Below are 24,345 nucleotides of genomic sequence, written 5' to 3'. Positions count from 1 at the left end.
CGGCCCAAGGGAGAAATAGTCGCCGGGAGGGCACGTTGCTGACCCGCAAAGCGTGATGTCGTCACGGTCACTGGCGTCGAGGACCGGTGCCGGTGAAACAGCCGTCGAGGACCTCGTGGTGGTGCTGACTGTCTGAGATCCCTGTCGTTGCTTCTGAGGAGCGGGGTGCGAGCGGTCTGGCCCTTGCTTCGCGTTATTGATAGATTTGAGCTGCTGTTACACATACCCAATGCTTCGGCACGTCACTGTGGCAGAGAGCATGGCTGATCGGGACTGCACTCGCTGCGGCGTGCGTCGGCCGTACCTCGGCGCGATGCTCACTTTGCTCCTTCCGTTCGCTGCACGGCGATGAGCGTCCGGTTGGAAATCCGCCCAGCCGGCCACCAGGTCCTCGTCCCGCTCGAGCGTACGCCGGGCCGGCGGCCAGCGTGGCGGCCGCGGCGACGCCGGGCCCTTCGAAGCCAGGGCTCTCGGTCCGCCCCACGACCAGGCCTCGCGCCTGCGCTGTACTGACCGGACGCTGACTCGCCGGTCGTGGGCGATAGCCGTGTTCTCATCGCCCTGTCTGAACCGCTCGGCCGCCTCCAATCTCAACTTCTCGTGGAAAAGGCGTCGTTCGTCGGTCAGCCCACCCGCTTACGCATACCTCATGTTGTCGGCATACCGCAGAGATCACGAGACGTCAGCGTCGACGACACCGAGCTCTGAAGGTCAGTAGGTGGCCCTCAGCCAGCTGATGTTGTACCGAGACCGGCGAGGCGACCCTGTAGCTTCGGCCTGCTGGGTACTGAGTGCACGTAGGCCGGTGGCCTTGATGAACGTTCAGACCCAGTTGCGTCGCGCCGCCGCGACACCGGCGCCGAAGCGGTTTGTCGCACCCAGTTCCAGGTAGAGATCCTGGATGCGCCTCCGCAGCGTCCGCGAGGAAATCCCGAACTGGCGGGCTATGGCCTCGTCTTTGACGCCGGCCGCGAACATCGCAAGCAGATTGAGTTCCCTGTCGGTGGGTTCACGCTCCCCCGACACACGATGTCCGGATGGCTGAACGGTGGGGTGAGATGCCGTGGCCAGCGGGGACGCGAGCGCCCAGTAATGCTCGAAGAGCTCGGCAAGAGCCTGCAGGAGAGGAGGTGCCTCCGTGTAGAGGCACTCGGTGCTGCTGGCCGTCAGACTCAGCGAGACCAGCGCCGCAGTCCGATCGGCCATGGTGAGCTTGATTGGCAGAGTCGCCGTGATCCTTGCTTCCTCTCTTCTCGACACCAGGCCGTCTAGCTCTTCGGCGCCGCAGGCAGCGGTGAAACTGGAGGCTGCGTACACAGCACGGACGCGAACGCCGCGGCTGACGGCAGCCTCGACGAGCGGTTCGTTCGGAACGAGGAGAAACGGGGGTCGAGCCAGCTCGAGGATCTCTGAACGCGCGGACCGCTTCAGCCGGTAGTAGTGGTCGCCGACGACTTCCGGACTGCTGATCAATGTCGTGCCGGATTCCCCGGACGTGGGGTGCTTCGCAGTGTCGAAGATCGTCCCGAGTGAGCTTGCTACCTCACGTATGACGGCCAGTTGTCGTTCGCGTGACTCCACCAGTGTCCGCAGCGCGTGCCGTGGATCGACGGTGAGGAACTCTCCCGAAGCACGACGACTGACAAGCCCAACGCGGTGCAGTCGTTCGAGCAGATCAAGGCTTCTTTCGTGCGGCACTCCAAGGGCTTCGGCCACATCGTCGACGGTTCCACCGCCACGCCCCATCAGATGGCGATAGACCGCCTCTGTCTCCGAGTCGACTCCGACCAGTTCCAAAGGTGCAGCGTGCTCCACCAAGTCCTCCAAGACACCGGACCTTGACAGCGATGATCGATCGAGAATGTAACAGCTTCTGTGACAAGGGATCCCGACGCCTCAACGCTCCAGGCTCATGAGCCCTACTGTTCTGCTGCTCCTTGACGGTTTCCTCCGCGCCGCGGCCTCGGCGCCACCTACTCTCCGCTTCACGGTGGAGTCCGAGATCGCAGAACGGAGCGCCGCACACCGCGCGGAACTGGACGAACTCGAAAAACAGCTGGTCAAGCAGCTTGATCAGGTGCGGGACGAGCGAGACGAACTCACCGTCGCCGAGCGGGTCTGGCGGCGCACGGCCGAACAGTTCGCCGACGAGCAGGCGGCAGCCGCACCGACCGCGGTGCAGGTGGCGGGACGTGCAGTGTTGCTGGTCCCGCAGCGTGAGGGCGGCGTGAACGAGGCCGTGCTGCCGCCGGAGTACACCAGCGCACATCCTCGCCGCGGTCCGCCAGGCCGGGGCGCGGGTGGTGACCCGGGCCCTCGGCGAGACGTTGGGCCTGGAAATCGGGGTGCAGGGCATACTGGAGCCGCTGCGGGGGAAGCTGACCCGGCTCGCCGGGCGGGGCTGGCTGCGCAAACAGCCAGCCAGCCGGTACGCCGTGCGCCTTTGATAACCCGTTGCCTGGCAGGTGGGGATAGCCCACGATGCCCGGATGCGCTTCTCGATCAATATCCCGAACTTCGGCGACTTCGCCGACCCCCGAAACGTGGCAACCGTCGCGGCAGCAGCCGAGGAGTCCGGGTGGGACGGGCTCTTCGTCTGGGACCACGTCCATTACCGGGGGTACTCGGGGCGGCCCTTCGGGGACGCATGGATGCTGCTGACCACGGCCGCACTCGCGACGTCACGAATCCGGGTGGGGACGCTACTCACTCCAGTAGCTCGATATCGGCCGCAGCAGCTCGCGCGGCAGGTGGCCACCCTGGACAACCTCAGCGGAGGCAGGGTCGTCTTCGCCGCGGGGCTGGGTGGGCCGGTCGAGGACGAGTACGGCAGCTTCGGCGACTCCACCGATCAACATGTGCTTGCCGAGCGGCTGGACGAAGGGCTGGAGTTGTTGGGGCGGTTCTGGACGGGCGAGGCCGTCGACCATCACGGTCGGCACTACCAGGCGCACAACGTGAGCCTGCAGCCCGCGACCGTGCAGCGGCCCCGGCCGCCGGTGTGGATCGGAGGATTCTGGCCGAACCGTCCGCCCATGCGACGGGCCGCGCGGTGGGACGGCGCGGTGCCTCTGTTCAAGAACGCCCTGCATGGATACCCGCCGGAGCCCAAGGACGTGCGGGAGTTGATCACTTATGTGCGCGGGCATCGAGAAAACGACACCCAGCGCCCCTTCGACCTCGTAGTCGGCGGCGCCACTCCGGCGGACGCTGCCAAGGCCAAGGATGTGATCGGCCCCCTGCGCGACGCGGGTGCCACCTGGTGGGACGAACGGCAACTCGATCCCGGCCCCGATGTGGACTGCCTGGCTCCGGTGCTGCGGCGCATCGAGGCGGGGCCGCCGGTACTCAATTAGCTAACCAGCGCCGCGGGCCCTCCGACCCGGGTGAGGATGGCCGGCTGCGGAACGCAACTGCGGCGCCCCCGAGGGTCGTTGAGATGGTGTGAGCAATAACAAAGAACGCGCCGGGGACGCCGTGTCCCTTGTGTATCAGTGCCACCTCCCCATGTCCACGAGCACGGTTATCCACCTCGCCGACCTGCTACGGTCCCGCCTGAAGGCGATCCGCTCCCCGTTCTGGTCTGTGCCGCGGGGCCGGATCGCAGTGCTCGTGATGGCGATGCTGCGGCACGACCAGCGCCTGCTGGATCTGGCCGGCGGCAACAACGTCGCGGAATCCACGTTGCGCCGTTGGCACGATGAGATGATCGGCCTGCTCGCCGCGAAGGCCGAACGGCTGGACGCCGCCCTGAGCAAGATAGCCCGGCAGGACGGTGAGGTGGTGCTGATCGACGGCACCCTGATCCCCACGGTGCGCCGCCGGGAAGACGACCGCCCAACTACTCGGGCAGGCACCACCGCCGTGGCCTACACTTCCTCGCCCTGACCGACGAGAAGAGCAGACTGATCTGGATCCCCTCCGACCGGCCGGGACGCACCCACCGCCCGCTGCGACAAGATCGTCGAACACCTCAAGGCCACAGGCCTCGGCGACCTGGCCGACCTCGGCTTCCTCGGCGTGGACAAGCCTGACGACCCCGACGACCTGGTCATCGTCACCGGCTTCAAGGCCACGTCTGCTCCCGGATGCAGTCCGGGGCTTGGCCATGGCCACTGCGTGCGCGGCAGCCGACCGAAGCCGAGGTGCGCAGCCTTCCATAACCTCGGGGCGAGAACTCCGACCTGCGTTCAGTTGGCCTTCGCGTAGGCCTCACGGATACTGGCGGGAACACGGCCGCGGTCGTTAACGGGGTAATTGTTCTCCCGTGCCCACGCTCGCAACTGCTCGGCGCTCGGCCCGTCCTTTGCCTGCCTGGGCGGCTTGCTCGCAGCCTTGGTGCGGCCCACTTTGCGTCCACTGCTGATGAAGGGGGCGAGCGCCTCGAAGAGCTTGTCGTAGTTATCCGACACAAGGTCGATCTCGTAATGGACCCCGTCCAGCGAAAAAGCGTGGGTCTGCACCTCTCCTGATTCCGTGCCAGTGAGGTCGTCCGTGTATACGGTCACAATTTTTTGAGCCATGGTCGGATGGTACCCGCTTTCGTCATCCTGTAAATACCCGACTGGGAAATCCCGGGCACTCACAAGTGAGCGGCATGCGGATGTCGCAGGGAAGGGCAAACGCTCATCTCTGCTGCCGCAGCTAGCGTCTCTGTTCACGCAAGCTTAAGCCGAGAGCATACTGAGGCAGTGGGTCCCGTCAGTACCCAGCGGGCCAGAAGCGGGCAGTGGCACCGATCCGGACCGCACGCGACAACCGGCTCGGGCTTCATCCATTGAGCAGCGACCGAGGTCCAGGACAAGCCTTGGAGCAGGCCGGATCCATCGGGGCCACCAGATTGCCGGTCCGGCATTGTCGTTGACCGATGCCCGGTGGGCACCCATCGAGTGGCCGCCTGCCCACGAACCGACCGGTTTCACGGTAGGACGAGGGAATTCAGATACCGGTTGGCTGCCCGGACCGGGAGCCCGGGCCGCAAATCCACAGGTCATGGTCTGGGGCTGGGGCACTTGGCGTTCCTTTCTCACTGCCCCGGAGTGCCCTGCGCCCGAACCGTCCCGGCGTCTGGGCTGACACCGCAGGGTCATGGAGCGCACCGCGTCCTGACCGACTGGGAGCCGACGCCCGCCTCCACCGTCGCTACGAGCACAGTCGGAACACTTACTCGTCATAGCCGCGACCCTCATATGCCACCACGGACTCACCAAGCGAAATGGCATCTAATCATCCACGTCTCCTCTCAGTTGAAGTCCTCCTTCACTCCCCCGATCCGCCGGTGTTACCGGGGGCTACTGATGGAGGCGGTGCCCCAACTGGCGCCGAATACGGCCCCCGCGACTCCGAGCACCACGCCGACGATTCCACCGATGAGCGCACCAATTGCCCCAATGATGTCGTCGTAGGACATCCCGATGGAGTCGGTGAAGGTCGCCGGGTTGTTGGCGGCGGAGGAGTATCTGTTGAGCTTCTGCGGGTTCTGCGGTTCGAAGCGTTGCGCAAGTCGTCCGGCCAAAAGCGGCTGGGCAGGATCATCGCCTCGTCGCAGGTGGATGGATAGGCAGCCGGAAGGGTGCATGCTTGAGCCTTCCTGCCTGCCAGTGCCGCCGGACCAGCCGCCACAGCGCAGCTGGCAACCGGGACCGCGGCGCACTCAACGTTGCCACGGGACTTGAACAGCCGAAGGGTTCGGCGGCCATCAGCTGCCCGCGCTCGCGGAAACGGCCAGCTACAGAATGTCTGCCTTCCCGGGGTGGCCTCGCCGAAGGCGATGAGCTGACTCCGCAGCCACTGAGCCCCGTCAGTCCCGTTCTCAGAGCAAGAGGTACCCTGACGCGCTGAAGGAACCTCAGTGAGTAGGAACGAGCGCGACAGTAACGTCAGCGAAGTGAAGAGTCGCCTGGGCCACGTGGCCGAGATAGCGGCTGACCGGTCCGGTGCGCCTACCGACCACCAGCAACTGTGCTGTACCGGTCAAAGCCATCAGCAACTCGGCGGCTGCTCTCCGCTCGACGTGCTCCACAACTGCGACCTGAGGGTAACGCTGCCGCCACGGCTTCACGAGGGCAGTCAGTTCATCACGGTGGAACCCGTCCAAGCCACCATGCTCGTCTGACAAGCCCGACAGGCCAGGTTCGAAAGCAAATTGTGTCGGAAGGCTCCAAGCCCGCGCGGCGCGCAGCGTGACACTCCGCTCAGCAGCGGCCCGGAACGCGAAGTTCAGGACCACGTCGGCTTCGTCACGTCGCTGGGGCACACCTACGACAACGTCCGAGCTCTCAGGGAGCTGTCCCGCGTTCTCGCCCCGGATGAGCACCACGGGCCGATCGACTTTTCGCAGAACATGGTGGCCGACCGACCCGAGGAAGAAGCCTCGCACGGTGCCTGATGGGCATGATCCGAGAACTACGAGTTGCGCCTCGCGGGCACGTTCGATGAGGAGCTCTGCTGCCGGCTGCTCTGCCAGTACGCCGCTGACGTCAAGATCGGTGTGCTGCTCTCGCATCCTGGTTAGCGCGTCATCAAGCAGATGCCGAGCGGCATGGCGTTCTCGAGCGACGCCTCCGGGCAACTCGGACGCTTTAGTTACTGGAACATAGCCGTGCACCAGCAGGAGAGGGACTGCTAGACGTCGCGCCTCGTCCGCCGCCCATGCGGATGCACGGAGGCTGTGGGGTGATCCGTCTACTCCGGCAATGATGGGCTGTTGCACGGCGTCTCCCTGGGCTGGTGGCGCTTACCCTGAAGACCGAGGGAATCTCCAACTTCTGCGACCTTAGCTGGCTGTGCCAACGAGGTGGGCGGTCCATTCTGGGACAGCGGTTTGGGGTCGCTCTCGGTTGATTTTTGACCTCAGTTCAAACGCAGCGCAAAATTTCAATTCTTTTGCTGTGCAAGCACGTCCGCAAGAACATCGGCAATTGTGGTGCGAGCAAGGACTTGATGTATCTGTTCTTCCAGCTCGTCGTAGACCTTGGTCAACGTCGGTCTGATGCCGAATCCGATCGGGCAGTCCTGATTCGGAGGACTGTGATGAAGTCCGAATCGATTCCCGGATTCTACGGCCGAGTGCACATCGAGCAAGGTGATTTCTTCCGGCTCACGCGCGAGGGACCAGCCGGCGCCACCTCCTCTTTTCACCTGAACCAACCCGCCTTCCCGGAGCTCGCTCAGGCAACGGCGGATGACGACGGGGTTGGTGTTCACACTCACTGCGATTCGATCCGAAGTCGCCACTTTATTCTGCTGCCTATCCAGGGCCATCCAAGCCAGGACATGAACGGCGATCGTCAGTCTGCTGTTCGCGCTCATCCCTGCCATCCTCCATCAAAGTAGAGCAACACGTAGCACCTGAGTCGAGGATGCATTGTAACAGAACTTATTATATAGGCCTTTTGCCCCTGCTTCTCCCCAAAGTCCGCCACGCTCGCTCCGGCCTGCGCTTCGCGACCTCGTATAGCACTGCGACCGGCGTCGCCTTTGCCCAGGGGTCCCGCAGACCGTGAAGCCTGGGGATGGCTCGCCGCCCCCTCTTGCACTGCGCTTCTTGTACCGAACGTAGCGCTCGCTGCCACACCCTCGGCTCGCAACGCGCCTGGTCTCGGGCTGCGACGGCTTGCTGGGCCGGCATGTCACGGTCCCTGCTGTTGCATTGCAGTGGCGGATCGACCACCAGCGTGAGACGGCGCGGCTGCAGCTGAACGCTCCGCGGCCCGTCGCCAGAGAGGCTGGGCAGGCGCACGCCCAGGAGATTCCGACGGAATGGGTTGCAGAACTGATGCACTGTCAGTGATTTCAAATTCTACCCCATAGTGCCGGAGAGTCATACGCGCTCCCTTGAGCAGCGTGTAGACAGAATGGTTGGGGTAGACCTCCACCCGTAGCCGACGATCAAAAATCTGCATGTGAAAGGTCAGCTTTTTCAAAGCATCTGGCAGGCGAGGCGCGAATGACAAAGAGTGTCCAGCGTGTCGCATGCCGCCAAATCCGCACACCAATGCCATCCACGCTCCAGCCAGGGAAGCTATATGCAGCCCGTCTTTGGTGTTGCGCTCGAGATCGTTCAAGTCCATCAGTGCCGCTTCGACGGCATAGTCGTAAGCGAGCTGAAGATGGCCAGTTTCAGCTGCCATCACCGCTTGACAGCATGCCGAAAGTGAAGAATCACGCACTGTGAGGCCTTCATAGTAGGCAAAGTTTCGCTTCTTCTGTTCAGCGGTGAAGGCATCACTACAGGTATACATCGCCAACACGAGGTCGGCTTGCTTTACCACCTGCTTACGATATATGTCAAAGTAGGGGAAATGCAGCAGGAGCGGGTACTGTTCAGGACTTGTTGATTCGAAATCCCATCGTTGACGACTGGTGAATCCTGCGTTCTGCTCATGAACCTGCAGTTCGTCGCTGTAAGGCATGTAAACGCGTACTGCGAGGTCTCGCCAGGTGGCCATTTCACGGATGTCCACCCCGAGCTCGGCGGCTCTTCCCGGGTGGCGTTCGCAGGCATCTGCAGCGCCTCGGAGATTCTCCCCTGCCATCAGGTTGGTGTAGATGTTGTCGTCGGTGACGGCACTGTATTCGTCGGGTCCAGTCACGCCGTCGATGTGGAACGCGCCGCGGTTGTCGCGGCGTCCCAGGGAGACCCAGAGGCGGGCTGTTTCCACGAGCAGGTCGATCCCAGTGCTGCGTTCGAATTCCTCATCGTCGGTTGCCGACACGTATCGCATGACGGCGCAGGCGATGTCCGCGTTGACGTGGAAAGCCGCCGTGCCGGCGGGCCAGTAGGCACTGCATTCAGCTCCGTCAATGGTCCGCCACGGAAATGCTGCCCCGCGCAGCCCCAGTTCGCGGGCGCGGGTACGCGCGGTCGGCAAGGTGGCGTGCCGCCATCGGAGTGCCTCGGCCACCGCACTGGGTGAGGTGTAGGTCAGCAGTGGCAGCACGAATGTCTCGGTGTCCCAGAACGAGTGTCCGTCGTATCCCGTGCCGGTCAGACCTTTTGCGGGTATGGAGCACTGCTCCGCGCGTGCTCCCGCTTGCAGTACGTGGAAGAGTGCGAACCGCACGGCCTGTTGGACCTGGGTGTCGCCTTCGACTTCGACGTCGGCGCGTGCCCAGAACGTGTTCAGGTAGCGGCGTTGTTCGTCGACCAGGCCCTGCCAGCCGGTGGCTTTCGCCGCGGCGAGTGCCGCCTCGACCTGATCTCGGACTGCCGGCAGGGAGCGGGTGCCCGACCAGCCGTAGGCGATGAACTTCTGCAGCTGCAGTGACTCGCCTTGGGCAAGGGTCGAGATAACGGTCAAGCGTGCGACGTCGGCGCTGCTTTCGCTAGTGACACGAGGTTCGTGCGGACCCTGTACAACGTGCTCGGCAGCAGCGGCCACGCGCAGCCGGCTCCCGCGCGTGCAGTGGATGAGCCGCAGGCGCGTGTCTTGGGCTTCGTCTTCCTCCGCTTCCAGGGGTGACGCCAACACTGCGGCTGCGCGGGGGTCCCCGCTGGATGTGGGGAGGGCTTCGTTGGCGACGAGTTCGGACTGGAGCACGATGCGTACGGGCGTATCGACCGCCTGGACCTCGTAGGAGACGGCGGCGATGGTGCGTTGGGTGAAGGAGACCATCCGTGTGGAACGCACTTTGACGGTGCAGCCCGCGGGTGACGTCCATGTGGTCGTGCGGTGCAATAGGCCGGATCGCAAGTCAAGTCGACGCTGGTGGCTGTGCAGATGTCCGTTGCGCAGGTCAAACGGCTCGTCGTTGACGAGCAGGCGCACTGTCTTGCCATTGGTTACGTTGATGACGCTCTGACCGGATTCCGGGTACCCGTAGCCGCCCTCGGCATAAGGCAGGGGATGGAATTCGAAGCACCCGTTGAGGTATGTGCCCGGCAGCCCGTGCGGCTCGCCCTCGTCGAGGTTTCCCCGCCACCCGACGTGCCCGTTCGAGAGGGCGAAGACAGACTCGCTCTGAGGCAGAGTTGCGAGGTCGAGCGAGGTTTCGCTCAGCGCCCACGGCTCGACGGTGTAGGAGTCATCGACGATCATTTCGGACCTCGTTTCGGGAAGTCGCGGGGCGACGAAGGCCTCTTTCAACGTAATTCCTCCTTTCTGGTCACGCCAATTGAGTCCGCCTCGATGCGCGCGAATACAAGTGGACGCGGGCCAGGCGTAGTTATGAGAGTCGACGTCTGTTCACCGGCTGGCCGCTACCATGGGGATCCCGAAGCGCCGCAACGACCGAAATGTGAAGGCGTAACGATCTCTAGGCCGAACGCTCGTGTCGACTCGCATCCGAAATCCCAACACGGTTGTGGCTCACATGTAATCCAGCATGTGCGTTGACCGGCCGCGTGCCCTTCACCGGTGGCCGTATTTACGTCCCTCGTTTGCGAGCTTGACCGCCGTGGCGGGACAAGTTCACAAATCGAGGGTGACATCGTCGTGGGGCTGCGCGGAGCAGATAAGAGCCCTAGTGGCCGGGGGCGGATCGATGAGGTCAAGGGTGTAATCGACCGTGCCCGAGACGAGGGATGTCTCGCAGGTATGGCAGACGCCAGTGCGGCACGACCACCGAACAGGAACATCACAGGCTTCCGCAAGATCCAGCAGCGTTCCGTAGCCGGCGGCCCATGGCACAGTGATGTTGCTGCGGGTGAACGAGACCGTCAGACCTGACGGGGGGCCAGGAGGGGCAGTCGGCAGGTGGGGCGGGACAGTATCCGTGGGAACGATGCCCGGAGTGATGGCCCCGGTCGACCCGAAGACTTCCGTATGAACCATGGTCGGGTCATAGCCTGCATCGGTCAGCGCCGCAGTCAGGCCATCCATGAACTTGATGGGCCCGCACAAGTAGGTCTCGCTGTCAGCGGGCACGTCCAGCGACTGCAGCAGAGCGAGATTGACTCGGCCCACACTCTGATAGTTCACTCCCACCACGTCGACGTCCCGCGGCTTGCTGTACGCGATGTGGCAGTGACCTGCTGGCAGATCTTTGAGCAGGGCCCGAGTCTCGTTCATGAACGGGTGCTCACTGCCGTTGCGTGCTCCGTGGATCCACCACACCGGTCGGGGATCTTTGATCGCCGCCAGATGGTGGAGCATCGCCAAGACCGGCGTGACTCCAACGCCCGCGGAGACAAGTACCACGGGACTGCTTCTGTCCTCGAGGACAAAGTTTCCTCGCGGAGCTGCGACACCCAGCGTGTCGTGGAGTGCTACATGCTGGTGCAGGTAGGTACTGCCCGCACCGTGGGGCTCCTGCTTGACACTGATCCGGTAGGTGTCGGCTCCCGGCGGCCCGGACAGGGAGTAGCTGCGGATTATTGGAGGGCCGTCCGGGACGGGCTGCATGCGAATCGTGACGAACTGGCCGGGCAGGGCGGGTGGGAGCGGGCTGCCGTCTTGGGATTGAAGTACGAGAGACAGGACGCTTGTGCTCTCGGCGGTCATTTCAGAGACCGTGAGGGGGCGAAAGCCCTGCCATGCCGGTGGCGGTTGGCTGGCTGCTTCGGTCAGGCCGCTGTTGCCGCTTCCTCCACCTGGCTTGTCGAGGTCATCCAGGAGTGAGCGCATGGAGCCTTGCCAGCCCGGGCTCAGGGCAGAGATGCGCAGGGCGCGCTCGAGCTGGTCGCGGGGATGCGCCGACTTGTAGAGGAGTTCGTCGATTTCCCGCACGGTCATTGCTTCCGGACCGTTGCGTGTCTTGATGATCTCGTCGCCGGCCTCGACAAACCCTTCGGTCAGCACCCTGAGGTAGAAGCCGGGCCTGCCGTGAGCCACCAAAAGTGCCGGCATCTGGGGCTCATCCATGCGCAGAGCCACGCGGTAGCAAGTGACACGCGGCTGGGTGACTTCGAAAAGAGCACCCCCGATGCGGTACTGGTCTCCGATGCACACCTCGTCGTCCGCAAGTCCTTCGACGGTGAAGTTCTCGCCGAACTGCCCGTGAACGAAGTCGTCGCGTTGCAGGTGCTGTTGCCAGTAGCGGTAGGAGTCGAGCTGATAAACCAGTACGGCCCTGTCCGGTCCTCCATGGCCTTGGCGGTCCCCCTGGCCATCGCCCTCGATGTTGAGGCGGCGCACCATCCGCCGCCCTGTGACGGGGCGTTTCCAGATGCCGGTATGAGTGGTCCGGCCCTTCCACGGCACATCCTCGGGCATGCCTACGTTCACTGCGATCAGCCTGGCCATGGGCCCGTTCCTTGCTTTGGCTGTCACCCGATGCCGCGCCGGCACTGCAGTACGGCTGTGACGCCGGAGGGTGAGCGATGCCTTCGCCCTCACCTCGCGCCGCTCACTTCCCTGCTCTGTGACGTCGCTTGCCGGGAGGTTTGCGCCCGTGCCCGATCAGCCTTCGAGGCGGCCGGAGATGTCGGCGAGATGGCGTCCCTGGTAGTGGGCGGCGTTCAAGACGGCTTGGCTGGGAAGTTCGCCCTGGCCGCTGGGCCACGAAGTGCCGTACGGATTGCCTCCGGCCTCGAACAGGAGCGGATCGGTGTAGCCGACCGGGACGATGATGCATCCCCAGTGGTAAAAGACGTTGTTGAGCGACAGGATGGTGGATTCTTGCCCACCATGCCGGTTCATGGACGAAGTGAAGCTCGTCACCGCCTTGTTGTGGAAAACACCCGCCTGCCACAGACCCCCGGTCTGGTCGATGAATTGCTTCAGCTGCGAGGAAACGTTCCCGAATCGGGTCGGAGTACCAAAAGCGTAGGCCGTGGCCCACTCCAGGTCCTCGAGTGTTGCTTCGGGGACGGTGTCGCGGGTCGCATCGACATGCGCCCGCCAAGCAGGGTTGGCCTCGATCGCGGAGTCAGGTGCGAGCTCTGGTACGCGACGCAGACGCACCTCAGCGTTGCGGCTGCTTGCACCTTCGGCAACCGATTGAGCTAGCGCGTGCACATTGCCCGTAGCACTGTAGTAAATGACGGCAACTCGTACATGCATCATGTGCTCTCTCCTTGCGCAGTACAGAGCAGAAAGCTGTCCCTGCTTCCCGCACGCGGTTATGGAACACGCCCTCTCACAGCAGGGCTTTCTCTGGATACTGTGACTGGCGGAGCACGCCAGATGCATCGGTCATTCGACTCTATGCGGCATCTCTGTACTGGAGTCGCTTGTAGAAGCGGCATTGCTGTCTTGCCCTGTGAGGGGCGCACCTTGGACATCTCGTCGCCCAGCTGCGACTCTTTGCAGCTGGCATCTAGTGCGGCGGGTGCAGGGCCGGGCGTCTCAGCTGGCACTCACAGTCTCAAGGGCTTGGGCTCTGAGAAGCTCTGCGGCGTGCCCGGTCGAGCCTGCCGCCGGTACAGCCACGCTGCATGCAGTCGGGTCACGGTGCGGCGGTCCGGGGCTCTTCGGGGAGGGTCAGATCGATCCCGGAGGCGACCAGTGCGTCGTGCAGTGCTGCTCGGGAGGTGATGCCCAGCTTGGGGAACAACCTGTAAAGGCGGGCTCCGACTGTTCGATCGGAGAGATAGAGCTGCTTCGCTATGTCTCTGTTGGTGAAGCCTGCAGCAGCGAGGCGGGCGATTTCGAGTTCCTGAGGCGTCAGCCGCGCGTCGGAGTGCGGAGGAGAGTCCTCCGCCAGGCCGGCCGCGCGCAGTTCGTCGCGTGCTTTTTGGGCCCAGGGCTGGGCTTGGAGGTGATCGAATATGTCGAGAGCCTCCAGGAGGTGCGAACGTGCTTCTGGGACGTTGCGGCTGCGTCGCAGGTGTTTCCCGTAGAGGAGTTGGATTCTGCCGAGATCGAACGGCGTGCGTTCTGCGCCCGGGGTTGAGACGGATTGTTCGAACAGATGCTGCGCCTTTTCCGTGTCGCTGGTGAGTGCGGAGCATGCGGCGACGACCATGGCGACGCGCGGAGAGATGGCACTCGCCTCGGCCTTCTTCATAGCGGCGACGTGGGCGTGGGCATCGTCCAGTCGGCCGCTCATCACGGCCGACTCCACTAGGTCAAGGAGTACCCACAGGGCGTGCGGAGTGTAGCGACGCAGTTCGCCGGGTGGGCTGATCGCAGACGCGTGCTGGAACGCAGTGGTGTAGTCGTCTGCGGCAAGAGCGTGCAGGATGCGCACGTGATGCGCGAAGTCGGAAAACATGCCGACGTGTTGGGACGCACCCCAGGCGGCCATGGCGTCCGTGGCATCGAGACCGTTGTTCGCTTCTCCTCTGGTGACGAGTATCAGGGGCCGGATGTATCCGCTCAGCATGTAGGTGAACCGGCGATATCCGTGCACCTGGCTGACGTTCACACCTTCGGCGGCGAGGTCGAGTCCTTCGTCCCAGTGCCCGGACAGCCAGTCATCGACGCAACTGGAGGTGATGGCGCTGAGCGAGAGCGCGACGGCTCCGCCTCCGCGGCCGGCCTCAATGACGCGCCACAGCCCCTCTCGGCAGGCGCTGGTCCGGTCCGTGTAGACGCACGATACGGCGGTCCGTGCGATACGGCCGGGGTCGAGTTCTGCGTGCAGGGCTGCCGTGGCTGCATCGAGCTCGTCCCACGTCGCCGGGGGCTGCTGCAGCGGGGCTGCGATGCACTTGGCCGCCAGCGCCAAGAGCTTCGGCGCCGCTGGGCGGATCTGTTTCATCAACTCCTGGAAGGGGTCCCAGTGCTTCGCGCTGCCGCTGTACCAGCAGACCATGAACAGGGCGTAGAGGGCGTCGATGAGGTCGCCGTCGTCGGCACTGTAGGGCTCGTCGTGACGGCGTATGGCTTCCAGAAGCAGCCGGTGTGCCGAGTCCACGTCACACGTGGTGTTGAGGATGAGGCTGGCAGTGGCGATGGCGCCGCGCAGAGTGTGGATGCTGGCCCGATCGGTCTCGCGTGCCGAGTGCAGGAGCGAGGAGGCCTCGGCTAGGGCTCCGGTGACTACGGCACAGATGTAGGCCGCCTCCACCAGCCGGCGGCCTCGTGCGTCGCGGTCCTGGCTGAGCTCGGCGGCTCTCGTCAGCCTGCGTACGGCGCCATGAGGGTCGCCGTGGGCGAAACTGTCAACGCTGGCTGCATCAAGGGCCTGTGCAACCTGCTCGTCCGGTGCGGTGGCGGCTCGAGCCAGGTGCCAGGCGCGAAGGTGCGGATGATCGATGGCGACTTCGGCCAGTGTGCGGTGGGCACGCCGCACCTCGACATCCGAGCTGCGTCTGACCAGCGAGGACCGCACCAGTGGGTGGCGGAAGTGCAAGTAGCGGTTTCGGCGGATGACAACCACGCCGACCCTTTCGGCGGGGGCCAGGGCATCAAGAACTTCCAAGTGCGGAAGTGCCGTGGACAGCCAGGAGAGATCGCCGGCAGTCTGCAGGGCCGAGAGGAGAAGAACTTCCTGCGTCGAGGGGGGAAGGCCGTGCAACTGCTCGGTGAACAGGCTCACCAGGTCATCGGAAGCAGGCAGGACTTCGGGGAGCAGCTGCTGCGCGCCGCCCAGGTTGATGCCGAGCGCGGACGACAACTCGATCAATGCCAGCGGGTTGCCTCGCGCTTCTGCGAGGACACGTTCGCGTGCCACTGTCGACAGATCCGGGAACCTGCTGGTGAGCAGCTCCGCTGCGGCATCCTCGTCAAGAGGGACGACTTCATAGGATGCGAAACCGGGCAGCGGAGAACTGTCGGAGGCATCGAGCTCGGGGGGGCTGTTGTGTGAGCTGGCGCGCTGTGCCGCCAGCAGCATCACTTGGCTGTCCTGAAGTCGGCGCGCCACCAGACCGAGGATCAGTGCGCTCTGCGGATCCATCCATTGGGCATCGTCGAGGAGGACGAGCAGCGGCTGGCTCTGAGTGACGGTCCGGAGAAGGGAGAGCGTCGCGTGGGCGACGAGAAGTTCTCCGGGCAGGGGCCCGCTGCCGAGACCGAGAGTCACCTCCAGCGCACTGCGTTGGTCTGCCGGGAGGCCTTCCATCCGCGTACTCAGCGGGCTCAGCAGGCTGTCCAGGGTGGCGTATGCGGATCGGGCCTGGCGCTGGGTTCCCGCTGCACGCATCACTTGGGCCCCGATAACGCTGGCCATGTCACCCGCGGTGTCGAGCAGTGCCGACTTGCCCACGCCTGGATCGCCGGCCAGCACCAGGGCGCCGCCATCGCATGCCGCACGGGTGAGGAAGCGGTGCAGGTCGGTGCCAGCCTGGTCACGCCCGAACAGGTCGCGCCGCCGCAGCACTCGCTCCATGTCTGCAAACCGCTGTGTGTTCATCAGGCTTCTCTCATCGGCTTTCGTCGTGTTCTCCGTCGGAGTCCAGGGCGTCGAGACGGTCGCGCAGCGCCGCTCGTGAGCTGAGTCCGAGTTTGGGGAAGACGTTGCGCAGGTGCGCGGCCACGGTGCGAGGGGAGATCAGCAGCCGGGCGGCGATCTGCTTGTTTCCGAGGCCGGTCGCTGCCAGTGCGGCAATCTCGCGCTCCCGTGGAGTGAGGCGACCGCGCTCTGTCGCAGGTCCGCCCTTGCTCAGCCCGGTCGCCTGGAGTTCCCGCATGATGCGTGAACGCCATGACTCTGCACCCAGGTACTCGAAGGTGGCTGCGGCGGCGCCGAGATGCTCACGCGAATCCAGGGTTCGGTGCAGGCGGCGAAGGCGCTGTCCGTAGGCGGCCTGGATACGGGCGCGTTCGAAAGGCCACTGTCTGCTTCCGGGTGTGGCCAGGGCGGCTTCGAACGCCCGAACGGCGTCATCATGATCGGCTGCCATCGCGGCAGATCCGGCGACCAGCATGGCCATGCGCGGTGACAGGGCAGCGATGCCGGCGTCCTCGATTGCTCGGACGTGCTCACGCGCCTCCTCGTGCCGCCCAATGTGCACGGCCGACTCCACGAGGTCCATGGGGACCCAGAGAGCGTGGGCCACGTAGGGAGGCAGGACTCCGGGAGGGCTGATGGCAGTGACCTGCCGGTATGCCTCCTCGAAGTCGCCGTGTCCGACTGCGGACAGGGCTCGAGCATGGTGGGCGTAGAGCTGGACGGTGCGTCCGCCTCGGCTGGTCGACCAGTTGGCCATGCCACGCGCTATTTGCGCGACGGTCGACGGGTCGCCTCGGGCAGCGGCGAGCAGAGCCTGAGCCAGACGGCCTGGCCAGGCAAGCAGGCGATAGCCATGCTCGTCGCACAACTGCACTGCCTCGTCGGCCAATTGCTGCGCCGTGTCCCACGAGCCCCGGTTAAAGTCCGCGAAGCTCAGCACGATCAGGGCGGGCAGCGAAGACGCAACGGCTCCGCCCTCGCGTCCGTTGCGCACTACTTTCCACAGTGCGTCTCGACACTCTTCGAGCCGGTCGAGGTAGAACACCGCCTCGACGGCCTGCACGATCTGTGCGGGGTCCTCTTCGTTCGTCAGACTGCTGAGAATCGGGTCGAGTTGGCGTAGAGCTGCACGTCCCGTGCGTGCAGGGTCGGGAAGGGTGTTGGCCATGCATGCCAGAACAGGCGGGACCGCGTCGTTGAGGTGGGCCAGGACCCGTTCGAACGGCTGCCACAGTTCGGGGCGCCCGCCGAAGAAGGCGGCGAGCATCAGAGTGTGCAGGGCAGATGAGAGTGTTCCCTGCGAGGCGCCGTCGATGGTGTCATCCGCTTCCAAAGCGGTGGCCACCAAGCGGTGGGCCGCCTCGACGTCCCCCTCGTTGAGCAGCACATGGGCGGCAGCGACAATACTTTGCAACGAGTCGTCAGACCCGCTGGCCGCTTCCCGTGCGGCCATCAGCATGGCGGAGGCGTCCTTCAGGCCGCCGGACACGTCCGCCTTGATGTATGCGGCGCATGCCAGGCGGCGGCTGCGCTCTGCGTCGTCAGCGCTGAGCTCGGCGGAGCGCAGAGCACAGGCCAATGCGCCTTCCGGATCTCCGCGGTGCAATGCGGCGTCTGCGGAGGCCTCCAGAAGTGCCGCAACGGCTTCGCTGGGCCGGTCGGCGGCTTCAGCAAGATGCCATGCTCGTCGATCTGGGCTGCCAGCCAGCAGGTCGGCTAGTTCGGTATGGGCGCGACGTCGTTCGGCGCTCGTCGCGCAGGAGATGAGGGTTGTCCGGATCAGCGGATGGGTGAATGCGACCGTGCGGCCGCGCGTCGTCACGAGATGCGCGCGCACGGCGGGAAGAAGATCCGTGGATGATCCTGGTATGCGGCCCAGCTCTTCGAGGTCGCCCGCCGCGACCGCTCGGAGGAGAAGCGCACGGCGGGTGTTGTCCGGCAGGGCGCTGACGGCGTTTGCGAACAACCGGCGCAGGCGTGGAGGAAGGGGCAGGACCGAAGCCGGGGCACCGTAGACGGGATTCTCAGCCTCAAGCGCTACCGCTAGCTCCAACAGCGTCAAGGGGTAGCCCTCGGACTCGGAAACCAACCGTTGCACCGCGGGTGAGCCGAGCTGGGGAAAGCGACTGCGGACCAAAAGCAGAGCATCAGCAGGGCTCAGCGGCGACAACCTCAGCTCAGACGACCCGGACAGGTCAAAGCATAGAGCCGTTCCGGTTCGGCGAGCTCCGAGGAAGCCGATGCCGGTGTCCTCGGCGCTAGCGGCGATTTCACACAGCACAGCGGCGCTTTCGGCATCCACCCACTGAAGGTCATCCACGGCAAGCAGGAGCGGAGAGCTGCCCCGCACTCTGCGCAGCAACTCGATCGCGGCTGAAGAGACTGAGGTGCTCGCGCTGCTCTCTCGGCCTACGCCATAGCCGAGAGCAGCCGACAGAACGCTGGTGTCACTCGCGGCCGACATGAGCGTCGGGTGCCGCAGCGGGTACAGCAGCTGGCTCAGACAGGCGAACGCCACCCCGGTCTCGAATTCCGCGCCGGCTCCCCGGAGAACCCGCGCGCCCTCCCGGGACGCCGACGAGGTCGCGGCGTCCACCAACGCTGTCTTTCCGGCACCAACGGGACCGGATAGGACGAGCGTCGCTCCGAGTGACGTGGCCGCCTTCACGAAGAGCTCCAGGTCGGCCAGCTCACGAGAGCGTCCGACGAGCTCGGCGTCGCTTGCTCGGTTACCCACAGGGACTGGTTTGGCATCAAAAGGTATGTTTCGCATCGCAAGGACACGCTAGCCACAAATGACCTAGTTCGCCTCCGGTGGCATGACGCTATGGCCCGTAGTCACCAGCCGGGCGGGACCGCCGAGGCTGGCGCCTGGCACTCGGGCGACACTCGAATGGCCCCAGCTTCGCCCAGCGAGACCACCGCCTACGCCACGCTCCTCGCCCGCCGCGCAGCCGTCCTGACGGGCCGGCCCGTCAAGCGACAGTATGCGGAAGCGACGCATAGGCCATTTGACTGCACCCGCGCGGCGACAGTATGCGGAAGTGACGCATAGGCCATTTGACTGCACCCGCGCGGCGACAGTATGCGGAAGTGACGCATAGGCCATTTGACTGCACCGCCAAGCGAGCGGTGAACGCAGGTGACCTCCAGCAGTCGCCAACACGCCCGTCACGCAGCGAACCACCGACCGGGCACATGACTCCGGGCCCTGGCCCGTTGTAGCAGCCGGCCAGCCGCCTTCACGGCGAGAGCTCGTAGCAATTTGGCCGATACCGTCTCGGTGAAACAAAGAAGAATCTGTTGTTAGACGCCACGAGAAGGCCCCACAGGATTCAGGGTCAGGCTCGGACCAGGATTTCTGCAAACAGGCGTGAGTGATGGACGGTGGTGGGAGCGATGGGCCGCTACGACGAACAACCGGCGAAGCGGATTGCCCAGGCGGATCAGGATGCCATCACCGACGCGCTCGCTCATCTCGTGCTCTTCATAGCCGAAGTCGCTGGCGCGTCTCCCACAGATCTGGCGGCCGGAATTGATCAGAACGTGTTCGCAAACCAGTACCTGTGTGTTCTTACGGAAATACGAACTCCTGGACTCAACTAACGACACAGCCAGCCACCCAAACCAGGTCAACGGAGGTAGTCGTGGCGGATGTATCTCACCTTCCGAAACCCCAAAGTAAGTACTGGGACTGGCAGCAGTACGCATCATGTCGCGGGGCTGACAGTTCACTTTTCTTCCACCCCGAGAACGAGCGTGGGGAAGCCCGCAAAGTCAGGGAAGAGCAAGCAAAACTACTCTGCGCGAAATGTACGGTCAGAGCCGAGTGCGCGGCTCAGGCGCTAGCCCTTCACGAACCGTACGGGGTATGGGGAGGCCTCTCGGAGGGAGAACGCAGCGATCTTCACGACGAGCCACGCGCGGGCGTGACGAGACGCCGCATCGCCCGTGGACAGCTCTACGTCGCCCCGGCCCAGACGGTACGACGTTACGAACTGACCGACCGTGCCTGGTCCGTCGTCGCACCCGTGGTCGCTCCTTCGCACCTCGGCCGCCCTGCGCGAGACCGACGCCAGGTCCTCAACGGAATGCTGTGGAAATTGTCGACCGGTTCCACCTGGCGCGAGATGCCGAAACACTACGGCCCGTGGAAGACCGTGTACGAGCAATATCGCCGCTGGTCAGAGGACGGCACTTGGCGCCGACTCCTCTCCCGAATTCAGGGACACGCTGAACTCGTGCGAGATCTCGATTGGACGATCGCAGGGGGCGAAGATGACTGACAGCGTCCGGGACGTGATCATCATCGGCTCTGGCCCGGCAGGATATTCCGCCGCGGTTTACACTGCCCGCGCCGGCTTGACGCCACTGCTATTCGAAGGCGAAACAGCAGCAGGCGGTGCGCTGATGAATACAACAGAAGTGGAAAACTTTCCCGGATTCCCGGACGGAGTGCTCGGTCCGGATCTGATGGAGAAAATGCGCAGTCAAGCAGAGAGGTTCGGAACGGATTTCGTCACGACATCGATCGTGCAAGCCGACCTCGAAGCGGAGGTCAAAACCGTCGTCGACAGCTTGGGGCACCACTACCGGTCCCGGGCCGTCATACTGGCCACCGGTTCGAAATACCGCAGAATCGGCCTCCCGGCAGAGGACCGACTTTCGGGGCGCGGGGTGAGCTGGTGTGCAACGTGCGACGGCTTCTTCTTCCGGGACCAGGACATCGCGGTCGTCGGTGGAGGCGACTCGGCGCTGGAGGAGGCAACCTTCCTCACCCGCTTCGCCCGAACCGTCACTGTCATCCACCGCCGGGACAAACTCCGCGCCTCCAAGTTCATGCAAGAACGAGCCCAACGTGACGAAAAGATCAAGTTCCTGTGGAATCACGAAGTCAGCGACATCCATGGGGACGAGAAGGTCCATGGACTTCGAGTACGTGATGTGCAGTCCGGTCAGGAAGAGGACCTCCCCGTAACTGGCATGTTCGTCGCGATCGGACATGACCCGGAAGTCGAAGTCTTCAAGGGGCAGGTCGCGCTCGATCACGCTGGATATGTGGCTGTCGAGGGCCGGACAACGCTGACCAACCTGGATGGAGTCTTCGCCTGCGGCGACGTAGTCGATCACGAGTACAGACAGGCGATCACAGCAGCCGGATCGGGCTGCGCCGCAGCCCTTGATGCCGAACGCTACCTCGCCGCCCTGGACAACTGCTCCAGTCCGGAAGAGGCGCGCATGGAGGCAACGTCCGTCGCCGAACTGGTCCATTGAGAACTCTAGGCCGTAGCACGCCTCAACAGCCCGCCCCGCACGCCGCACATTCTCGAAGGCCAGCGCGCAACACCAAGTCTCAACTCGGCATGGCAGGCGCCGCGTTGAACCCCCGTCAAGCCGTACTCGGCGTACCGCATACCTCGTCGATTGAGACCGGCACTCATCAGGTCCCACTCCCCCCGGCCAGCGTGGATTCCCGACACCTAAAAGACCTGGGCTGCGCAGCCAGAGACTCTTGCGGAACTCCCGGCGGAAGAAGACGCAGCCGGTCGTGGTGGCTGTCAGACGGGTAGCCCGTGACCGAAACGGAGGTGTTTCACGTGTCCGACGACGTGCTCCTTCTCCTCGGCCAGGACGGCACAGTGATGGGGTGGGGACAGACCGCGGCCAAGCTTTTCAGGTGGTCAGCCGCGGATGCCGTCGGCCAGTCCCTGTCCGCACTCCTGCGCCGCGCTCGCAGCATCGGCCACAACTTTCCGGGCCCGGCCGCCCTCCTGGTCAGGCCCGCCCTCTACGACGACAGCATGCTCTGGCAGGTCTTTGCAGGGGACGGCGCGATAGGGGACGGCGCGGCGCCGCTGGGAACGGCGACGCTGGAAGCCCTCTTCGCGCACCCTCTGCTGGATGTGAAGATATTCGATGCCCGACTGCGCCTGGTAAGCACAGCCTCTGGTACGGACAAAGAGCCGGGTATACCGGATCCGGCCGCGGGCGCGCCGGGCGCACCCTTCACCGCGGTGTGCGGCTGCGCCGATCCGCAGGCGGAGGCGAGTGTCGCGCGCAGTGTCCTGGACGGCGCAGGACCGGTGCTGAACCGTCTCGTGGTCGGGGCCGGGATGTCGGATCGCTCAGGCCGGAAGATCGCCTGTGTGTCCTACCTGCGTCTGGAGGACCACAGAGGCCGCGTACTCGGTCTGCTGGCCTGCGCCGCTGACGTCACGGCACAAGAGAGAGCACAGCGGTGTCTGTACCTCCTTCAAGCAGTGCGCACCGGCATGGGGCACCGGCTGAACCTTATGGACGCCTCCCAGGAATTGGTCCAGGCTGTCGTGCCGGGTTTCGCATCCACTGCGCTGGTCGAGGTGGCGGAGAGCGCGGTACGTGGCGAGGGCGCTCTCGCCACGCCCGCAGGCCCCGGTGCGCTGCTGCGCCGGGCCGCAGTCCACGGGCAGGTTCTCACAGCAGCCGGGACTGCAGCAGCAGTGCGGCCGCTGCCGGCCGAAACTCCCTTCTCACAGGTGCTGTCTGACCTGCAGCCCCGACTCGTCCCCCTGTGCACGGACAGCACGTGGCTGGCCGCCGATCCCTTCCTGGCCGACCTCACCGCGCAGCACGGGGCGCACTCCGCGATCGTGGCGCCACTGGCCGTGGACGACGGGGTGCTGGGCCTGGTCACCTTCTGCCGACACGGGAACGAGGCCCCCTTCGTCCAAGAAGACCTCGCCGTCGCCTCGGCAGTGTGCGCACACGCGGCCCTGTGCATCGACCGGGCCTACCTGTACCTGCGCGAGTGGATCATCACGTCCGCGGTCCAACGCAGGCTGCTGGCCGACCTGCCGGGTAACCGGCCTGCCCTGGAGATCGCCACACTGCACCTGCCGGGCGCCGAAGGCGGCGGCGCCTGGTCCGACGTGATCGCCCTGCCCGGCTCGCGGACCGCTCTCGTCGTCGGTGACGTGGCGGGGGAAGGTATTCCCGCTGCGATCACGATGGGACTGCTGCGCACGGCCCTGCGTACGCTCGCCTCCCTGGACCTGCAGCCCGACGAGTTGCTGGCCCGCCTGAGCGACACCACCGCCCAGCTCTTCGGTGCCCGTGCCGCGCTGCCGCCCATGGACCCGCTCGTTCGTGAGCCGCTCGCCGCTGGTGCCGTCATCGCCGTCTACGACCCAGTCGCCCTCACCTGCACAATCGCCCGGGCCGGCCTGCCGCAACCCTTGGTGATACTTCCCGACGGCACCACCTCCGTGCAGCACGTTCCCTCCGGGCCCGCTCTCGCCTCTCCAGACACCGCTCACTTCCCCGCAGCCACCGTCGCCGTTCCCCACGGCAGCACACTCGTCCTGGGCACAACTCGGACCGCCGAGGATGTCCTCTCCTCCGCTGGCCCACTGCACTCTCTCCTGAACGGCGCCAGTGCCAGACCAGTAGAGAGCCTGCGCACCACGCTCGAACAGGCCTGCCTCAGACGCAGCCGACAGGACGAGACACAGCTGCTGTTCGCGCGCACCAAAGCGATGCCCCTTGCCCAGGTGATGACCTGCGCCCTGCCGCACAGCCCGCAGGCCGCATCGCTCGCCCGCAAGGCCGCACGCGGCCGGATGAGGGACTGGGGCATGGACGAGGAGACAGCGAGTACCAACGAGCTCATCGTCAGCGAGCTCGTCGGCAACGCAGTGCGCTACGGTGCTCCGCCACTGCAACTGCGCCTGATCCGGGGGCAGACAGTGACATGTGAGGTCGAGGACAGCGCCCTGAGCGCGCCGCACGTCAAGCATGCCCGCACCGTTGACGAGTCGGGACGCGGATTGTTCATCGTCGCGAGCCTCGCCGCGCAGTGGGGAACCCGGTACACCGCCAAGGGCAAGATCGTTTGGGCGGAGCAGCCAGCCTCGGCCGCCGCATGTTCGTCATAGCCCTCCTACCGACACAGGCGGCCTTACGTTCCTAGGACGGGATGGCCGAGCCCTTCGTATGGCTGGGCCGCACAGAGGTGCCGGGTTTGGCTTCTAGTTGGCTGCCGTCCGTAGCTGCAGTGGCTTGACCGCCCGGCGCCCCACGACGACCCGGCCGCCATATCGGGAAGTGCGACAAAGATTGCTGCATAAGGTCATGCCGGCGAGGTCG

15 protein-coding genes and 2 pseudogenes are annotated in these 24,345 nt (G+C 64.9%); 7 read left to right on the top strand and 10 right to left on the bottom strand.

The window, feature by feature from the left end:
• Positions 1-822: 822 nt before the first annotated feature.
• Entirely contained in the window at positions 823-1,797 is a 975-nt protein-coding gene (locus tag ACFYYF_RS35115; RefSeq protein ID WP_388781988.1) for a helix-turn-helix domain-containing protein, read from the bottom strand.
• 692 nt (positions 1,798-2,489) lie between these two features.
• On the opposite strand from ACFYYF_RS35115, the gene ACFYYF_RS35110 reads away from it, so the two are divergent.
• Together ACFYYF_RS35110 and ACFYYF_RS35105 are read left to right on the top strand one after the other, a co-directional pair.
• Positions 2,490-3,356 carry an LLM class flavin-dependent oxidoreductase gene (locus ACFYYF_RS35110; protein WP_388781985.1) on the top strand — a complete coding sequence of 289 codons (867 nt, stop codon included), beginning with the start codon at positions 2,490-2,492 and terminating at the stop codon, positions 3,354-3,356.
• A gap of 151 nt (positions 3,357-3,507) precedes the next feature.
• A complete protein-coding gene (locus ACFYYF_RS35105) occupies positions 3,508-3,888 on the top strand; it encodes a hypothetical protein (RefSeq protein ID WP_388781982.1) in 381 nt (126 codons plus the stop codon).
• A 302-nt stretch (positions 3,889-4,190) separates the two neighbouring features.
• Here the strand turns inward: ACFYYF_RS35105 and ACFYYF_RS35100 are convergent, their stop codons facing one another.
• The 9 genes from ACFYYF_RS35100 to ACFYYF_RS35060 form a co-directional block, all read right to left on the bottom strand.
• Positions 4,191-4,523 carry an Lsr2 family protein gene (locus ACFYYF_RS35100; RefSeq protein WP_388781979.1) on the bottom strand — a complete coding sequence of 111 codons (333 nt, stop codon included), beginning with the start codon at positions 4,521-4,523 and terminating at the stop codon, positions 4,191-4,193.
• Positions 4,524-5,281: 758 nt separating this feature from the next.
• On the bottom strand, positions 5,282-5,578 hold the full coding sequence (locus ACFYYF_RS35095; RefSeq protein ID WP_388781976.1) for a hypothetical protein: 297 nt from the start codon (positions 5,576-5,578) through the stop codon (positions 5,282-5,284).
• Between the two features lie 270 nt (positions 5,579-5,848).
• Positions 5,849-6,712, bottom strand: coding sequence for a universal stress protein (locus ACFYYF_RS35090; protein ID WP_388781973.1), 864 nt, complete (start codon positions 6,710-6,712; stop codon positions 5,849-5,851).
• Between the two features lie 164 nt (positions 6,713-6,876).
• A complete protein-coding gene (locus tag ACFYYF_RS35085) occupies positions 6,877-7,311 on the bottom strand; it encodes an Rrf2 family transcriptional regulator (protein ID WP_388781970.1) in 435 nt (144 codons plus the stop codon).
• Positions 7,312-7,631: 320 nt separating this feature from the next.
• Positions 7,632-10,040 carry a glycoside hydrolase family 65 protein gene (locus ACFYYF_RS35080; RefSeq protein WP_388782217.1) on the bottom strand — a complete coding sequence of 803 codons (2,409 nt, stop codon included), beginning with the start codon at positions 10,038-10,040 and terminating at the stop codon, positions 7,632-7,634.
• 372 nt (positions 10,041-10,412) lie between these two features.
• Positions 10,413-12,185 carry an MOSC domain-containing protein gene (locus tag ACFYYF_RS35075; RefSeq protein ID WP_388781967.1) on the bottom strand — a complete coding sequence of 591 codons (1,773 nt, stop codon included), beginning with the start codon at positions 12,183-12,185 and terminating at the stop codon, positions 10,413-10,415.
• A 156-nt stretch (positions 12,186-12,341) separates the two neighbouring features.
• Positions 12,342-12,944 carry an NAD(P)H:quinone oxidoreductase gene (gene wrbA, locus ACFYYF_RS35070; protein WP_388782214.1) on the bottom strand — a complete coding sequence of 201 codons (603 nt, stop codon included), beginning with the start codon at positions 12,942-12,944 and terminating at the stop codon, positions 12,342-12,344.
• Between the two features lie 385 nt (positions 12,945-13,329).
• Complete coding sequence (locus ACFYYF_RS35065; RefSeq protein ID WP_388781964.1) at positions 13,330-16,182, bottom strand: AAA family ATPase; 2,853 nt, start codon at positions 16,180-16,182, stop codon at positions 13,330-13,332.
• Positions 16,183-16,192: 10 nt separating this feature from the next.
• Positions 16,193-18,994, bottom strand: coding sequence for an AAA family ATPase (locus tag ACFYYF_RS35060; protein ID WP_388781961.1), 2,802 nt, complete (start codon positions 18,992-18,994; stop codon positions 16,193-16,195).
• A gap of 626 nt (positions 18,995-19,620) precedes the next feature.
• Here ACFYYF_RS35060 and ACFYYF_RS35055 point away from each other — a divergent pair.
• From ACFYYF_RS35055 to ACFYYF_RS35035, 5 genes and pseudogenes are all read left to right on the top strand, one after another.
• A complete protein-coding gene (locus tag ACFYYF_RS35055; RefSeq protein WP_388781958.1) occupies positions 19,621-19,827 on the top strand; it encodes a hypothetical protein in 207 nt (68 codons plus the stop codon).
• Positions 19,788-20,069 (top strand): annotated as a pseudogene (locus tag ACFYYF_RS35050) (WhiB family transcriptional regulator); the annotation flags it as partial. The gene ACFYYF_RS35055 and the pseudogene ACFYYF_RS35050, both read left to right, overlap by 40 nt.
• 96 nt (positions 20,070-20,165) lie before the next feature.
• A pseudogene (locus tag ACFYYF_RS35045) lies at positions 20,166-20,486 on the top strand (transposase); the annotation flags it as partial.
• Positions 20,487-20,499: 13 nt separating this feature from the next.
• Entirely contained in the window at positions 20,500-21,495 is a 996-nt protein-coding gene (gene trxB / locus ACFYYF_RS35040) for a thioredoxin-disulfide reductase (protein WP_388781955.1), read from the top strand.
• A 323-nt stretch (positions 21,496-21,818) separates the two neighbouring features.
• Entirely contained in the window at positions 21,819-24,134 is a 2,316-nt protein-coding gene (locus ACFYYF_RS35035; RefSeq protein ID WP_388781951.1) for a SpoIIE family protein phosphatase, read from the top strand.
• Positions 24,135-24,345: the final 211 nt, after the last annotated feature.

The sequence above is a fragment of the Streptomyces sp. NPDC001914 genome, assembly GCF_042891215.1.
Classification (GTDB): domain Bacteria; phylum Actinomycetota; class Actinomycetes; order Streptomycetales; family Streptomycetaceae; genus Streptomyces.
The sequence above is the reverse complement of the archived record's forward strand: the minus strand, read 5'-3'. Positions and strand labels throughout refer to the sequence as shown.

Bases quoted from the DNA above. Each gene is read 5' to 3' on its own strand.
- ACFYYF_RS35110 (WP_388781985.1), top strand. From the start codon at position 2,490: ATGCGCTTCTCGATCAATATCCCGAACTTCGGCGACTTCGCCGACCCC.
- ACFYYF_RS35100 (WP_388781979.1), bottom strand. From the start codon at position 4,523: ATGGCTCAAAAAATTGTGACCGTATACACGGACGACCTCACTGGCACG.
- ACFYYF_RS35105 (WP_388781982.1), top strand. From the start codon at position 3,508: ATGTCCACGAGCACGGTTATCCACCTCGCCGACCTGCTACGGTCCCGC.
- wrbA (WP_388782214.1), bottom strand. From the start codon at position 12,944: ATGCATGTACGAGTTGCCGTCATTTACTACAGTGCTACGGGCAATGTG.
- ACFYYF_RS35080 (WP_388782217.1), bottom strand. From the start codon at position 10,040: ATGATCGTCGATGACTCCTACACCGTCGAGCCGTGGGCGCTGAGCGAA.
- trxB (WP_388781955.1), top strand. From the start codon at position 20,500: ATGACTGACAGCGTCCGGGACGTGATCATCATCGGCTCTGGCCCGGCA.
- ACFYYF_RS35055 (WP_388781958.1), top strand. From the start codon at position 19,621: ATGGGCCGCTACGACGAACAACCGGCGAAGCGGATTGCCCAGGCGGAT.
- ACFYYF_RS35060 (WP_388781961.1), bottom strand. From the start codon at position 18,994: ATGCGAAACATACCTTTTGATGCCAAACCAGTCCCTGTGGGTAACCGA.
- ACFYYF_RS35085 (WP_388781970.1), bottom strand. From the start codon at position 7,311: ATGAGCGCGAACAGCAGACTGACGATCGCCGTTCATGTCCTGGCTTGG.
- ACFYYF_RS35095 (WP_388781976.1), bottom strand. From the start codon at position 5,578: ATGCACCCTTCCGGCTGCCTATCCATCCACCTGCGACGAGGCGATGAT.
- ACFYYF_RS35065 (WP_388781964.1), bottom strand. From the start codon at position 16,182: ATGAACACACAGCGGTTTGCAGACATGGAGCGAGTGCTGCGGCGGCGC.
- ACFYYF_RS35075 (WP_388781967.1), bottom strand. From the start codon at position 12,185: ATGGCCAGGCTGATCGCAGTGAACGTAGGCATGCCCGAGGATGTGCCG.